At 62.4% G+C, this 15876-nt stretch carries 9 protein-coding genes and 1 pseudogene; 2 read left to right on the forward strand and 8 right to left on the reverse strand.

The features are described 5' to 3' along the window. Window positions 1-267: 267 nt before the first annotated feature. The 5 genes from AC11W3_RS15925 to mltG form a co-directional block, all read right to left on the reverse strand. Complete coding sequence (locus AC11W3_RS15925) at window positions 268-1908, reverse strand: aspartate:alanine exchanger family transporter (RefSeq protein WP_484090448.1); 1641 nt, start codon at window positions 1906-1908, stop codon at window positions 268-270. Window positions 1909-2047: 139 nt separating this feature from the next. Then, on the reverse strand, window positions 2048-4528 hold the full coding sequence (locus AC11W3_RS15930) for a HAMP domain-containing methyl-accepting chemotaxis protein (RefSeq protein WP_484090315.1): 2481 nt from the start codon (window positions 4526-4528) through the stop codon (window positions 2048-2050). A 92-nt stretch (window positions 4529-4620) separates the two neighbouring features. After that, entirely contained in the window at window positions 4621-5745 is a 1125-nt protein-coding gene (locus AC11W3_RS15935) for an ABC transporter substrate-binding protein (protein WP_484093334.1), read from the reverse strand. Between the two features lie 285 nt (window positions 5746-6030). Next, a complete protein-coding gene (locus AC11W3_RS15940) occupies window positions 6031-7941 on the reverse strand; it encodes a response regulator (RefSeq protein ID WP_484090313.1) in 1911 nt (636 codons plus the stop codon). A gap of 19 nt (window positions 7942-7960) precedes the next feature. Beyond that, on the reverse strand, window positions 7961-8983 hold the full coding sequence (gene mltG, locus AC11W3_RS15945; RefSeq protein WP_484093338.1) for an endolytic transglycosylase MltG: 1023 nt from the start codon (window positions 8981-8983) through the stop codon (window positions 7961-7963). A 228-nt stretch (window positions 8984-9211) separates the two neighbouring features. On the opposite strand from mltG, the gene AC11W3_RS15950 reads away from it, so the two are divergent. Next, entirely contained in the window at window positions 9212-12598 is a 3387-nt protein-coding gene (locus AC11W3_RS15950; protein WP_484093335.1) for an alpha-amylase family glycosyl hydrolase, read from the forward strand. A gap of 82 nt (window positions 12599-12680) precedes the next feature. Continuing rightward, window positions 12681-13460: a methylmalonyl-CoA decarboxylase gene (gene scpB / locus AC11W3_RS15955; RefSeq protein ID WP_484093336.1), complete on the forward strand. Its 780-nt coding sequence runs from the start codon at window positions 12681-12683 to the stop codon at window positions 13458-13460. 220 nt (window positions 13461-13680) lie between these two features. Here scpB and AC11W3_RS15960 read toward each other — a convergent pair whose 3' ends face one another. The 3 genes and pseudogenes from AC11W3_RS15960 to AC11W3_RS15970 form a co-directional block, all read right to left on the reverse strand. Next, complete coding sequence (locus AC11W3_RS15960) at window positions 13681-13791, reverse strand: RCKP-type rubredoxin-like domain-containing protein (RefSeq protein ID WP_484089003.1); 111 nt, start codon at window positions 13789-13791, stop codon at window positions 13681-13683. Window positions 13792-13801: 10 nt separating this feature from the next. After that, complete coding sequence (locus AC11W3_RS15965; RefSeq protein WP_484093337.1) at window positions 13802-15304, reverse strand: M16 family metallopeptidase; 1503 nt, start codon at window positions 15302-15304, stop codon at window positions 13802-13804. A gap of 330 nt (window positions 15305-15634) precedes the next feature. Continuing rightward, window positions 15635-15876 (reverse strand): annotated as a pseudogene (locus tag AC11W3_RS15970) (M16 family metallopeptidase); the annotation flags it as partial.

Consider the following 15876-nt stretch of genomic DNA (forward strand, 5'->3'; position numbering starts at 1 on the left):
GCTGCAGGGGGGAGAGAAACGGCAGGTGTATAGGGCGGATATACACTCTCTGCAGCCCGGCAATGGCGTTCTCCTGGAATTCGCGGCACGTGCGGGATTTGGGGCGGTTTTGGCCTGAGGTGCGGCCTGTATAGAAAATCTATACGTGTAACGCGGGAAGATTCAGCACCGGAATCTGCTTACGCTGCTGGATAAGCGGGCCAAAAAAGAAGGCCCACCGGAGTTCTCGATGGGCCTTCTAGCTGCCTTGGACCGCCTTGTTAGAGGCTATGCCGTCATTACCAGGAGAATGTGGACCAGGACGATCTTGCCGATGGTGGCAAAGGGGAATACGCAGGCGTAGCCGTTATCGGGGAGGTCATTGCCGGTCTGCTCCTTGATATACCCAAGCCCCGGCGTCGAGGTATGCATGCCGGCCACGATCCCTACCACGAGACTCATCGGGATCTTCATGATCTTGTGACCTATGAAGAGACCCAGAAAGGCGGTGACGGCGGTGATGGTGATACCGGCGATGAAGATGGCCCCGCCGCCACCCTGGCTCAAGGTGGTGACCAGGCTGTATCCGGAGCGGGTGCCGATCCCTGCCAGGAAGAGGACCAGGCCGACCTGCTTCAAGGTCATGCTGGCGCTGTAGGGGAGGCTCCAGACCATCTTCCCGGTCCGCCCGAAGGTCCCGAGGAGGATGCCCACGATCAGCGGACCGCCGGCGAAGCCCAGCTGCATCGAGCCGCCCCCAGGGAAGGGGAAGGGGATGAGACCGAGGATCAGCCCGATGGTGAGGCCGAGGCTGAAGGTCATGACGTCGACTTCGCTCACCTTGCGGTAGGAATTGCCGAAGAACCTCGTCACTTCATCGATGTTGCTCTTGTGGGCCAGCACCCGCACCACGTCGCCCAGTTCCAGCACCATCCCGGCGTCGGGTATCAGCTCGTTGTCGCCGCGGCGCACCCTGGTGACCACCTCGCCGTAGCGCTCGTCGAGGTGCAGCTCCCCGATGGTCCGGCCGACCGCCTGGGGGCTGGAGACGAAGATCCGCCGGTACTCGTACTCGGTCCTGTCGAGCCCCAGCCGCTCCTTGCTCCTCCTTTCGCCAAGCAGGACCGCCAGCCGCTCGATCTCCTCGGGGAAACCTGCGACCATCACCAGGTCACCCCCCTCCAGCACCGTGTCCGGCTGTACCGGAAAGAACTCGTCCCCCCTCTTCACCCGGCAAAAGACGATATCGGAGTCGTTGATCTGGTTTAGTTCCTGCACCGTGGTCCCTGCGGGCTCCACCTTCTGCACCTTGATGGTGCAGTGGACCAGGTTCTTGCGGACGTCGGGTTTCCTCAATTCCTTGAACTCGGCCGCGTAGTCCACCTTCCACAGTTTCTGGCAGACGTTTATGGTCAGCATGAGGCCTATGACGCCTATGGGGTAGGCGACGGAGAAGCCTACCACCGGCTCGGCCAGGAGCTTTTCCAGCAACTCGTCAGGGGCGGTCTGCCTGATCGATTCCAGGGCGCCACCCAGGGCAGGGGAGGCGGTGAGGCTGCCGCAGAAGATCCCTGCGGCGATTCCCGGCTTGATGGCCAGATACTTCTGGAGGACGATGCAAAGCGCAGCCGAGACGCACAAGATGCCCCCGGCAAAGATGTTGCTCCTCAATCCGTCCCGCCTGAATTGGGTTACGAAGGAGGGGCCGGCCGAGAGCCCGACGGTGTAGACGAAGAGCGCCTGCCCCATGACGTAGATGATCGCCGGGGCCTTCATGTCGGGGTGCATGGCGCCGAAAGCGAGCCCCACGAAGAGGACCGCGCCAACACCGAGGGTGATGCCGTAGACTTTGACCCGCCCCAGTGGGTAACCGATTGCCGCCACCACCAGCAGAAGCATCAGAGGATTGTCGATAAGGACCTTGATCAGATTGCCACCCATAGTGCCACCTTTTCGCCCTGGTTGGGGCCTGGCCGTCCCTGCGGCCGGGCCGGTTTCCCAATCTGCCTCAGCACCCCTCCCCGAAATTACAGTCCCAACCGCTGGAAAGCTCGCCCCACCGCGCCGCTCACCCCAGCTTGAACTGCCCGACCAGCTTCTTCTGCTCGTCTGCCAGCTGTGACAGCTGCAGGGCCGAGGAGGCCGATTCCTGCGCGCTCCTGGCGGTTTCCTGCACCACCTCGTTGATGCTCTGGATGTTGTTGCTGATCTCCCCGGTGGTCGCCGTCTGTTCCTCGGCGGCGGTGGCGATCTGGTTCACCTGCATGGTCACGGCGCTTATCTGCTGCAGGATCTCCTCCAGGGCGGTACCGGACTTGGCCGCTTCGACCGTCCCCTCCTCGACGCGGGTGACGCCGGACTCCATGACCTTGATGGCGCCCCTCGTCTGCTGCTGCACCGACTTGATCATCTCGGCGATCTCGCGGGTGGAGCTGCTGGTCTTCTCGGCCAGGGCGCGCACCTCGTCGGCCACCACCGCGAAGCCCCGTCCGTGGTCGCCGGCGCGGGCGGCTTCGATGGCTGCGTTCAGCGCCAGCAGGTTCGTCTGGTCGGCGATGTCGTTGATGGTCTTGACGATGTTCCCGATCTGTTCCGACTGGGTCCCCAGGTTGCCGATGGTCACCGCGGATTCGCGCACCTTTTCCGCAATCTGATTCATCCCCTGCACCGTCCCCTTCACCACGCCGGCACCGGTGATGGCCGCGTCATTGGCCTGCTGGGAGCCCGCGGCGGCCTGGCTGCAGTTGAGCGAGATCTCGTTGGAGGTGGCTGCCATCTGCTCGCTGGCGGTGGCGACTGTGGCGGCCTGCTCCGCGACCCGGGCGGCGCCGGAAGCCATGGCCTCCGACGCCGTGGAAAGCTGGGCCGAGGCCGAGGACACCTGCTGGGTGTTGTGGGAGACCCGGGAGATCACGTCGTGGAAGTGGACCACGATGTTGTTGATGCTGTGGCAGATCTCGCTGATCTCGTCCTGGGAGGCGAGCTGTATCCTCCTGGTCAGGTTGCCGCTGGCGATCTCGGCCGTGACCTCCTTCGCGTGACCAAGGGGCTTGGTGATGGACGAGATGATGCGCAGGCTGATCAGCAGCGAGACCAGGGCAACGCCGAGTGAAACCCCGATCATCACGAACGAGAGGAGGGTGGCGTTCTTCACGGCCTGACGGACGCCGCTCAGGATCTGCTGCTGGTTCTCGCCGATGCTTTTGACCTGTTCCTCGCTTTTTAGTGCCTGCTCTTTGGAGATCCCGCGCGCCGAATCGAGGGCCTTTTGCATGGCGACGTTGCTCTTGATCACGTTCAGCTTGGTGGCCTCGATCTTCTGGATGGACGCGCCGGCCCGGCGTATGGTCCCGGAGACCTCGGCGATGCTTTTCGCCAGCTCCTTCTGGCCGGACTTGAGCAGCAGTCCGGTGGCCATGGCCACGTTCCCCTCGATCCTCTTCTTGGCCTGGGAGAGCGATCCGGCGAGGTTGGCCACCTCTGCGTCGGTTGAGCAGAGCATCATCTGCCGGACTCCGGCATTGAGCTCCTTCACGTCGACGCTGATGCTGCTCCCCGCCTCGATGACGGCGCTGGCGGCGTTCTGGAACCCCAGGGAGGAGACCACGTTGTTGCGGTCCTTGACGATCTGCAGCTCCAGGGTGTCGATGGTGTTGAAGATCTTCTTGCTGTTATCCTCCAGCGGCTTCATGATCTCGCGGCTCTTGTTGGCATACTGCTCGGTCTCGGCCTTGTCGGGGGTGCTGAGGATCTCCAGCCTGAGCGCCACCAGACCTCCTTCCTCCGCGCCGATCTTGTTGAGGATGTCCATGGCGACACCCTTGACCTCCTTGATGGCCGGGTTGTCCCCCGGTTCCACCTCGATATTCTTGGTCAGCTCCACGGTGTTCTTCAGCCGTTCCTTGAGGGGACCGATCTTGAACTTGTTCTTGACCAGCTCGAGGTCGCTCAGGATGATGTTTATGTCCTTCAGGCGGCTTTGCAGGGTGAGGAGCTTCTTGATGCTGCTGTTGACCTGGAGGTTGGCGGCCTGGGAGGAGTTGATGGCCGAAAGGGCGTTACTCCCCATCCTGCTGATGCTCTTGCGCATGGCGCTCACGCTCGACTCCGCCTTTAGCAGCTCGGCGTTGACCGAGGCTATCTCGTTCTTGAAGAGCGCCATGTCCTTGAGCCGCTGGGAGGCCACCTGCACCACGGTCTTCTCGATGGTCCGCAGCACCTGGGTGTCGACCCCGCTCGAGCCCGCTCCGCCGGCGAGGATCTCCTCGTTCAGGGTCTCCATCCTCTGGATCCGGTTGGTGATGGTCTCCGAGAGCTTCGCCACCTCCGCCGGTTCCGTGGTCATCTCCAGCCTCATGAAGTCGGCTGAGACCTTTTCCACGGTCTGCTGCAGTTCCAGCATCTTGAGGTGCAGCGGGGTGGACTTGCCGGTCAGGATTTCGATGCTGGACTTGACCTTGGAGATGGAGAAGAGCCCGATTCCGGCAATCACCGAGATGCCGATGATGGTCAGCGCGACGTTGCCGAGCAGCTTGCTTTTGACAGTCATTTCACCGCTCCTGGAGTGTTCATTTCATTTCCGGACTGAAGCGCGGTCTCGCGGAGGCGGGGCGGGCGCTCCCGGGCTGCAGGCCCGGACAATCAGTTCTTCAAGGGCGAGAGCTTGCTCCCCTGCACGATCTGCAGGTAGACGTTGTCCTGCCCCTGGTGGTCGGTGGCGGTGAAGGTCAGCTTGATCCCGCCCATATCGGCGTCCTTCATGCTTTCATAGGCGTTGAGGAAGGCTTCCTTGGTGGGGTTCGCCCCCGCCTTCTCCAGCGCCATCACGATGGACTTGGCGGCCATGCATCCTTCCATGCTGACCTCGTTGAACCCCACCTCCTCGGGGTTCTTCTCGATCGCTTCCTTGCACTCCTTGGTGATCGGCAGCGAGAGATCGCTCAGGTCCGGCACCACCTGGCTCATGATCAGCCCCTCGGCGGCCGACCCGACCGCCTTGACCAGGTTGGATCCGCCGGCGAAGGAGCAGGCTGCCATATGGGCGGTGAGACCTTCCTTCCTGGCGAGCTTGATGAACTCGGCGCCGGGGGCGTAGACTGCCCCGACGATGACGGCGTCTGGCTTCCCGGTCATGATGCTGGCGAGGCCCGCGGTGACGGCGACGGTCCTGCGCTCGAAAGAACCCTTGGAAACGAGGGCGAGGCCATGACGTTTCACCGCCTTGTCCGCGGAGGCCAGGATGTCGGTCCCGAGGGCGTCGTTCTGGTAGAAGACGGCGAAGCGCTTGGCCCCTTTCTTCACCAGCAGATCGACGATCTTGTCGACCTCCTGCTGGTAGCTGGCCCTGATGTGGATGACTTCCTTCATGACCGGGTTACGCAGTTCGGAGGCGCCGGTCCTGGGATTGATGAAGGGGAGCTTGTACTCCTTGACGATGGGGAGGCTGGCCACGCAGTTCGAGGAGCCGACCGAGCCGACCACGGCGAAGACCTTCTGTTCGTCGACCAGCTTGAGCAGGCCGTCGACCGTCTTTTCGGTCACCATCTGGTCATCGACGGAAACCAGCTGTATCTTCTTGCCGCTGACCCCTCCCTTCTCGTTGACCGCCTTGAAGTACGCGTCGACGCCGACCTTCATGCCCCTGCCGGACCCCTTGTTGGCGCCGGTCTGGTCATTGACCATGCCGATCTTGATCACATCGTCCGCTGCCTGTCCTGTCGCCACGCTGAAGATCAGCAGGCCGGCGAGGAGAATAACCCTTTTCATGACTTCCTCCTTTCCCTCTGGTGTGGGGGGGTGAATCTGGATGCGAAATCGGGTGTCGAGGCTGAAACTTAAATACGCGTTAAATAGTACAAGTTAATGATTGGATGGCAACTCCCTTGTCAAAGGAGAGATGGCTGGGGAAGGGCGCCTCGGCCCCCGGGGAATGGGGGTGAGAAATCGGGTGTTCGAGGATTAGTGGTGGGGATTCGAGGTCAACGAAAAAGGGGTGCGCCTGGCACCCCGGTGAGGAAACTCATAAGAGAAATTTTGCGGGTTTTGGCCGGGTCAGCCGAAGATGCGTTTGAAAAGTCCTTTCTTCTCCGCCTCGCGCCGCTCGGCGATCAGCTTCATCCCGTTCAGCGCCGTCCGCTCCCGCGGGCTGAGCTTCAGCGCCTTCTGGAACTCGCCTTCCGCCAGCCCCTCTCTCCCCTCGTCCAGGAGCATCCAGCCACGGAAGGCGAAGGCCTCGGCGCACCTCCCCATCTGGAGGCTCTTGGAGAGGAGCATGCGACACTTGTCGTTGGACGTGCTGGAGCCCCGGTTGGAGGGGTTCTTGTAAATCGACCAGGCCAGGTAGGCGCTGGTGAGGGAGTCCTGCGGGTCGAGGGTGTAGGCCTCCTGCAGCGCCCGCTCCGCGTTGGCGTAGTCCTCCATCTCCAGGAAGACCTTGCCCGACTGGAACTGGATCCGCGCCTGGAGCTGGTCCTCTTCGCGTCCGCTGCCGAGGCTGTTGGCCTTCAGCATCTCGTCGTAGCGTTCCTTGGCGATCACGTTGGAGAGGGTGTTGTAGGCGTTGGCGTAATGGGAGAGGACGTCCTGGGCGCGGGAGAGGGTGGCGCCCGAGAGTTCCATGAAGCGATCCGCCGAGTACTGGCGGGTCTTCCCGAAGTAGGCTTCCTTCAATCCCGCGAAGCTGAAGCTCGCCTGGGTCAACGAGAAGATCTCGTAGTAGTTCTTGTCCTGGATGGCGGCGTAATCGCGCTGCACGTCCTGCTCGAAGCTGATCTCGTGGGCGGAAAGGGGCGCCGCCATCCCTTCCTCGCCGACCACCAGCTCCACCGAGTCCGAAACCTCGTCCACCAGGTCGTCGAAGCTCATGGTCTCGCCCTCACCCTGGGTCACCTCCTCGATGGGGCGGTTGAAGAGCCGCTTCTGCGGGAAGTCGGGCGCCTGGTGGGGCGAAGGCGTGGGGTGGAGCGAGATCATCCCCATGCGGATCAGGAAGTGAAGGAACGAGGCCGACCTGGAGCGGTCGGACCCTGCACCGACGACGGCGCTGAGATTCTCTCCCCGCTCAAGCTGCTCGAGTAGCTCGATCTCCTCCCGGCTCATGCTGAGCAGGTTCGCCAGGCGGTAGTACTGCGCGGTCCTGACCGGGAAGAGCGCTCCGTCCTTCTCCAGGAAGGGGCCGAGCTCGAAGCCGGCGGCGGCACTGCGGGCGGCCTGGTGCATGAGCCGTGGCAGCGGGACGGCGGTGAGCGGCAGCTCGGGTTTCAGGTTGTCGGGGACGAATTTTACCACGGCGTTTTGCTGGATCGCTTCCGCAAGCTTCCTGGAGAGAAAGAGGCGCGACTGGTCAATGAGCTCGTCGTAGGTGAGAAGCCCGGTCTCGGTGAGCTGCAGCCGGCTCCCCTGCTGGGGGTATTGCTCCAGGTCGGGGCGGGACAGGTGCCCGTTGGAGAGGAGGAAGGGGATGAACTCCGGGGAGGAGAACGATACCGGTTCACCGTGCAGGACGGTTACCGTCCCGCCGCCGGGGAGCTGCAGCGTGCCGCTCCTGTGGTTCCGGAAGAGGTCGATGAGGAGCTCGGTCAGAGACAGCGTCTTTCCTCCTTGGGCCGACCGGACCGCCTCCAGGAAGGCGTCCTTGCCGAAGGGTTTTTCCAGGTATGCCTTGACCCCGAGCTTCTCGGCTGCCCGGGCGTAGGCCTCGCCGCGATAGACCCCGGTCATGATGACCACCTCGAGCCTCTTCAGCTCAGGGGTCTTGCGTACCGTTTTGAGGATCTCGACCCCGTTCATCCCCGGAAGCTTCAGGTCGAGGATAAGGAGGTCCACCCCGCCACGCTGCAGGGCCGCCAGCGCGGTCGGGCCGTCGGCCGCCCAGATCACCTGGTGCCCCAGCGACACCAGCATGGTGCGAAGCATGCCGGCCAGCCGCTCATTGTCTTCCGCGAGTACTATGCGGGTGGTCATCGATGCTCCCCGGGGTGCCTCATTTGCTCTTGAGGTATCTGCGGACCGCCTCGTTGTGGGAGGTGAGGTCGCTGCTGAACTGGTGGCTGCCGTCGCCGCGGGCCACGAAGTAGAGATAGGGAACGGCCGGGTGATTGAGGACTGCGTCGATCGCTTCCTTCCCGGGGTTCCCGATCGGGCCGGGCGGCAGGCCGTAGATCAGGTAGGTGTTGTAGGGTGTTGACTTGAGGATGTCCTGCCGCGAGACCTTGCCGCCGAAAGCCCGTAGTCCGTAAACCGCCGTCGGGTCGCTCTGCAGCCGCATCCCCTTCCTCAGCCGGTTATGGAAGACCGCCGCGATCACCGGCTTCTCCGCCGGGATCACCGCCTCCTTTTCCACCATGGAGGCGAGCGTCAGCACTTCGTCCCTCGACAGGCCTTCCTTGCTCGCCTGCTGCCGCATCCTGTTCTCCAGCAGTTCCCGCTGCCTGAGGACCATCTCGCGCACCACGTCGGGGGCGCTTCTCCCCGGCAGGATGTTGTAGCTGCCGGGGAAGAGGTACCCCTCGGCGCTGCGGGCCCTTATGCCGAGCTCGGCCAGGAGGCCCTGGTCCTTGCAGGCGTCGAGAAAGACATCCTTCCTGTAGAAGCCCTTCTTCTCCAGCATCTCGGCAATCTGATAGATCGAGTAACCTTCCGGGAGGGCGAAGAGACGCTGGTAGATGTCGCCTGCCAGCATCTTGTCGAGGATCTGGCCCGGGCGCATCCCGTCGTTGAGCTGGTACACCCCCGCCTTGACCTTGGCATCCGCCCCCTTCAGCCGGGCGTAGAGGGTGAAGAGCCTGGCGCTGGAGATGATGCCGCGGGCCTGCAGGGTGGCGGCCGCGGCCTTGAGGCTTCGGCCGCGCCCCAGCTCCACGAGCTCGACCCGTGCTCCCTTCCCCGGGGGGAGGGTGAGAAAGGCGCCGAAGCGTGCGACCGGGATCAGTATCAGTATCAGGAGCGCCGGGACGACAATACACCGGTGCCGGCGGAGAATATTTAGGATATTTGGAGCTGTAATGGTGTCGACCCTGTGTAAAAACGGTGCCTTTCCTTGGACTAAGCTAGATTTAGGGCAAATCGCCAACTGTGTCAAGGGTAAATGGCTGCCAAGCCCCGAGTCATGCGGGCATGCTAAAAACTTAATAAAATTTTTTAAAGACAGTGGACATTTTCCAATGTATGATATGTGACTGTCCATCTTGCCAGCGGCAGCATCACAATCAGCATATACAGGACGAGGTGCTTCATGAAGCAGAGATTTGTCAATTCACACTACTTCCCCTTTTACATACAGATCTCCGCCGAATGCGGCGGCAGGATCGACCTGCGCAACCTCCTCGAGGAATTGGGAAACGTTCCAGGCATCATCTACGCCCGGCGCATCGCCGCCAGGGTCAACCGCCAGATAGGTCCCGACGAGCCCCGCATCCAGCCGGGCCTGCTTCATCTCTACTCCATACTGAACCGGGTCTTCCGCTACCTGATCGGGGTCTACTGCACGGCCCAGCAGCCCGAGGTGCTGCCCAGGCTGGCCTATCAGGCGGGGTATCCCTCCTTTTCCGGCGAGGCTGCCCAGGCGCTGACCCGCTTCATGGAGCTCTTTCCCTCCAGGAAAATGGTGCTGGGTCAGGAGAGCCCGGAGGAACACCTCGCCAGTGATGACCAAGCCCTCAACCACCGCTCGTCGCTGGCGGCGGAGTGCCTGCTGCTGATGCTCAACGGGGAGAACCGCGCCCTGGACCAGTTTCGCCAGCTTTTCGAGGCGACTGAGCTGGAGGAGAGCTCCCCCTACCTCAAGGTCACCGGGGAACTGGACCGGCGGCTGGCCGAGACCCCGCCCTTCCAGCCGGTCAACGTGCCGCTGCCGGAGCTTTTGCGGGCCCCGATCAAGGCCTCCCCCGATTCCCTCACCGGCCAGATCGCCTACATCAGGGAGCATTGGGCCTCGTTCCTCCCCGCCGACCTGCTGGCGGAACTGATCACCGCGCTGGACATAGTCTCCCAGGAGGGGCGCTCCTTTTTCCAGGGGCGCGGAGGAGCCGACACTTCCGTGCTCAAGTTCGGCCGCTACGGAAAGGGGGGGGAATACCCCGAGTACGAGCGCTTCTCCCCCGACGCCGACTGGATGCCCAACGTGGTGATGATGGCCAAGATGGTCTACGTCTGGCTGGGGCAGCTTTCCCAGCACTACGGCATCGAGGTGCGCACCCTGGACCAGATCCCGGACGCCGAGCTGGACAAGCTGGCGCGCTGGGGCTTTTCGGCGCTATGGCTGATCGGCATCTGGGAGCGCTCCCCCTCCTCGAAGAAGATCAAGCACATAAGCGGGAACATCGACGCCATCTCCTCCGCCTACTCCCTCTACGACTACGTGATAGCCAACGACCTGGGCGGGGACTGGGCCCTGGACGACCTGAAGCGGCGCTGCGCCGAGCGCGGGATCCGCGTCGCCAGCGACATGGTCCCCAACCACACCGGGCTCTATTCGAAATGGACCCTGGAGCACCCCGACTGGTTCATCCAGCTCGACTACCCTCCCTACCCGGACTACCAGTTCAACGGCCCGAACCTCTCCGACGACGGCCGCATCGGCCTGTACATCGAGGACGGTTACTGGGACAAACGGGACGCAGCCGTCGTCTTCAAGCACGTCGACCATTCCAACGGCCGGGCCCGCTACATCTACCACGGCAATGACGGCACCTCCACCCCCTGGAACGACACCGCCCAGCTCAACTACCTGATGCCCCAGGTGCGCGAGGCGGTGATCCAGACCATCCTCCACGTGGCGCGTCAGTTCCCGATCATCCGCTTCGACGCCGCCATGACCCTGGCCAAGAAGCACTACCAGCGGCTCTGGTACCCCCTTCCGGGGCACGGAAGCGGCGTCCCCTCCCGGGCCGAGCATGGCATGGACCAGCCAAGCTTCGACCAGGCCTTCCCCAACGAGTTCTGGCGGGAGGTGGTGGACCGGGTGGCGACCGAGGCGCCGGACACCCTCCTGCTGGCCGAGGCCTTCTGGCTCATGGAGGGGTACTTCGTCAGGACCCTCGGGATGCACCGGGTCTACAACAGCGCCTTCATGAACATGCTCAAGATGGAGGAGAACGCCAAGTATCGTCAAACGCTGAAGAACGTGCTGGAGTTCGAGCCCGAGATCCTCAAGCGTTTCGTTAACTTCATGAACAATCCCGACGAGCGGACCGCTGTGGAGCAGTTCGGCAAGGAGGGAAAGTACTTCGGCGCCACCGTGCTCCTGGTCACCATGCCGGGGCTTCCCATGTTCGGGCACGGCCAGATCGAGGGCTTCCACGAGAAGTACGGCATGGAGTACAAGCGGGCTTACTGGGACGAGCCGATCGACCAGCAGCTGGTCCAAAGGCACGAGAGCCACATCTTCCCGCTCATGCGCCGGCGCCACATCTTCTCCGGCTCCGACCAGTTCGTCCTCTACGACTTCTACAGCGGAAACCACGTGGACGAGAACGTCTTCGCCTACTCCAACCGCTCCGGTTCCGAGCGCGGCCTCATTCTCTATCACAACCGCTACGCCCATACCGCCGGCTGGATCAGGTTCTCCTGCGCGGTGCTGAGAAAGGACGACAACGGCGGGAGCAGCCTGGTGCAAAGGAGCCTGGGCGAGGCGCTCGAATTCAACTGCGACGGCCGGCAATACTACACCTTCAAGGATTACGCGACCGGCCTGAGCTACATCAGAAACGGCCGCGACCTGTGCGAGCAGGGGCTCTACGTGGAGATGGAAGGGTACGAGTACCACGCCTTCCTCGATTTCCGGGAGATCCGGGACGACGAGTTCGGCACCTGGGGCGCGCTCTGCTACCGGCTGAACGGTGCCGGGGTGGAGAACCTGGACGAGGAGGTCAAGCAGATCCGCTGGGCTGGGGCCAACGATGCGCTGCGCGCCTTCCTCCACAAGGTGGCGGCCAGCGAGGCCGAGCCCGAGACCGATCTGGAGTCGAGGATCCCGCCCCTCGAGCCGCTTCTGGCTTCCTTATACAAGGCGCTGGCCCCGCAGGCCAAGGAGAAGGCCCAGCGGGCCCTGCTGATGACCTTCGGGACCGAAATTTCGCAGGCGCTCAAGAAACCGCCGGTCGATCCCGCCACCGACCCCCACGGTTGGCTCCTCCTCTGCTCCTTCCTGGCCCTGCACCGCACAGGGGATCTGACCGGGGGCGAATCGGCGGACGCGATCGACACCTACGGTCTGATCCGCCCCGTGGTCGAGGCCTTCGGTGCCATTGCGGAGACGCCCGATAAACCCGCGGCATTTTACCCGCATCAGTGGGGAGAGCTGTTGTTGGTGCTCTTGAGGCACAAGCTCTTCCTGGCGCAGTGCCAGAAGGAGGGCGCGGTGGAAGGATGCACCGCCCTCTTCGAGGACCCGGCGGCCGCCTGGTTCCTGCAGCGGCACGAAGCAGGCGGGGTCGAATATTTCAACAAGGAGCGCTTCGAGCTCCTCCTCGACTGGATCGCCCGGCTCTCGCCGTACCTGGCGGGGACGCGGCATGAGCCGGAGGGCGCCATCTGCGCAATCCTTTGCGAAGCCGCTGCCGCTTCGGGTTACCGGCTGGATCATTTCCTGAGCCTCCTTAAGGAATCGAGGGTTCTCTGACGTCAGCGGAGTAGATGGTACACTATGTGAGTCGGGACTGGAGAAACGCTACAACCTCGTCGATACCGGCAAGGGGGAAACCATGGCGATCATCAATACTCAGCTGCAGGACAACATAGGTACCATCACCTTCAACAACCCCAAGCACCGCAACATACTGAGCAAGGAACTGGTCAGCGAGGTGCTCGACGCCGTCGGCGCCCTGCAGAAGGGGAAGATGCGGGTGCTGGTCCTGCGCGCCCTCAAGGGCTCGAAGGTCTGGTCGGCGGGGCACGACGTGCACGAGCTCCCTCTTCCCGGGCGCGACCCTCTCTCCTACAACGACCCGCTGGTCACAGTGCTGCGGGTGATCCAGAGCCTCCCTGTCCCGGTCATCGCCATGATCGAGGGGAGCGTGTGGGGAGGTGCCTGCGACCTGGCCCTCTCCTGCGACATCCAGATCGGCTGCCAGTCGTCCTCCTTCTGCATGACTCCCGCCAAGATCGGCGTGCCGTACAACGTCTCCGGAATCCTCCACTTCATGAACATCATGGGGGTCAACCTGGCCAAGGAGATGTTCTTCACCGCCGAGCCTGTTTCGGCCGAGTTGGCCTACAAAGCCGGGCTCCTCAACCACATAGTGGACGTGGAGAGCCTGGAGGACTTCACCTACGAGCTGGCGGGCAAGATCACCAAAAACAGTCCCCTCAGCATCGCCGTGATAAAGGAGCAGATCAGGCTGCTCGCCAGCGCCCACCCCTTGAGCCCTGTCACCTTCGAGCGAGTACAGGGCCTCCGCCGCACCGTCTACGACAGCAAGGACTACGAGGAAGGGATCAAGGCCTTCCTCGAGAAGCGCACCCCCGTCTTTTCCGGAGAGTAGAAGCGCCCCCCCGTTTTTCCGGGTGACCAGAAAACTCCCCGCGATCTTTTCAGGCTCCTTCGCCAGCGGTCCCCCCTCCCCTGGAGGGAGGGGGGGGCACGGGGTGGGGGAAGCTACCATCGCCGCCGGTTTTGCCGCAAAGAAAACGGGCTGGAGGGAATTCCCTCCAGCCCGTTCGCATTTCCTTTAGCCTTTAGCCCTAAGCCTTTAGCCCGGTTTCCTACTCCTCACTCTTCTCGAAGTTCCCCTTCTCCTGGCACTGGGGGCACTTCTGGGGTTTGCACCTGCCGTCCTTGGTAAATCCGCAGCTCTTGCATTTCCATGTAGCCATAACTTCCTCCTTACTTGATTACCAGAGGTATCTCCTGCACGTTCCCGAACTGCGAAAGCGGCTTTTCGAACTTTCTTTCATTCCCCACCACGACCAGCTTCATCGCCTCCGGCTGCAGGTACTTCCGCGCGACCCGCAGCACATCAGCCTTGGTCACCTTGGCGACGTTGTCGCGGAAGTTCTCCAGGTAGCCGGCGGGGAAGTGGTAGAAGTCCAGCCGCGCCTGCTGGTTCACGACCGCGTCGCTACGCTCGAAGCTGAAGATGAAGGAGTTGATGATATGGTCCTTCGCCAGTTTCAGCTCCACATCCGAGACCTCCGCCTGCGTCAATCCCGTCACGATCGATTTCACCAGCGCGATGGTCCTGGCCGTGGTCTCCGACTTGGTCTCCGTCTCGATGATGAACGGCGCGGGGAACCTGCGGCCGGTCTCGAAGTAGCTGTCGACGTTGTAGGCCAGCCCCTGGTTTGAGCGGATCTCCTGGGTCAGCCGGGAGGTGAAGCCGCCACCGAGGATATAGTCCATGACCTTGATCGCGTAAAGGTCGGGATTGTTCTTGTCGATGCCCAGGTGTCCCATGCGGATGACCGACTGGTTCACCTCCTTCTGCACGTGGAGCACCTCCGGATGGAGGTCCTCCTTGGGGACCTGAACCTCGGGGAAGGAAGGCTGGTGGTTCTGCCACCCCGCGAGCATTTTATCCAGGCTCGCCAGAAGCTTCTCCTTATCGAAGTCCCCTGAGACAGCCAGGACGGTGTTGGCCGGGTAGAAGTAGCGCTGGTGGAAGGAGATCAGGTCCTCACGGGTGACTGCACGCACCGACGACAGCGTAGGGATCTGGCCCAGCGGATGGCCCGGATAAATGGCCTTATTCAGTTCTCTCCCCGCGATGGCCTTCGGGTCATCGTTCTGCCGCCTGATCGCCTCGATCGCCTGGTTCCGGGCCAGTTCCACCCGGGCCGGGTTGAAAGCCGGCTCCGTAAGGACCTGGGTGAAGAGTTCCAGGGTGCGGTCCAGGTTCTTGGTAAGGGTGGAAAGGGAGACCGTGGCATGGTCGGCGTTGATGACGGCCTCGATGGAGGAGGCCATGAATTCGAGCTCCTTATCCATCTCGCCCGGCGAGGTCTTGATGGTGCCTCCGTTACGGAGGGTGGCGCCGGTAATGGCGGCGAGGCCTACCTTGTCGGCGGGATCGTAGATGCTGCCGGCGTTCAGGTAGGCGGTAACGCTGACCAGCGGGAGCTCGTGGTCCTGCAGCAGGTAGACGATCATGCCATTCTTGAGCTGCACCCTCTCGCTTTTCGGTAGCCGAAAATTGAGCGGAGAAAAGGCCATGGTGCGGGGATTCACTCCCCGCTCGACAGTGGTCTGCGCCTCGGTAGCGGCATCGACCTTTGCGGCGTTCCGGGCCGTGGCGCATCCGGCGAGGAGCGCCATCAGCAGGCAGAGCCACGACAGCCGCGGCACATTCTTGATTCCGAGTAACCCTCTGCTGTTGTCATATCGATTCATTCTAAGTACCCCTGTCAGCGTCTTCTCGAGATGCTGGAAACTTGATGTGTCATATGGAACTTCTTCTTTGAAGACAGAGTTCAGTTGCCCCGTCTCCTTCAGGAGAGCTTCCTTAACGGACGATAGGTGCACTTATGTCCCCGAGTCTTTTCTTCAGGCCGATCCGTTGTCCCTCACGTCCCAGAGGAAGCCCCTCCTTAAGACCGTTCCGCTGCCTGAGGTCCCCCCCTTGTCAAAGGGGGGACAGGGGGGATTTGCCTTTCCCGTCGTTAGCGCAACGATTTTGCCGACTGTTGTCTTTGATCCGAATTTATCCGAATCTATCCCGCGCTACTGTTTCTTGGTTATGAACCCGACATTCCTGTTGTCGCGGGTGAAATACTTGTTGGCGACCCGCATCACGTCCGCCGCCGTGATGGTAGCGACCTTCTGTCGGTGCTCGATCAGATAACGCCATGTCCCGGCAATCGCCTCGTACTCCGTGAGGTTCCGGGCCAGACCGCCGTTCGACATCATCTGCCGCGACTCCTCGTATTCCAGCTGGTTCAGGATCTGCTGCAGCTCCAGTTGGG

Source organism: Geomonas sp., assembly GCF_056994735.1.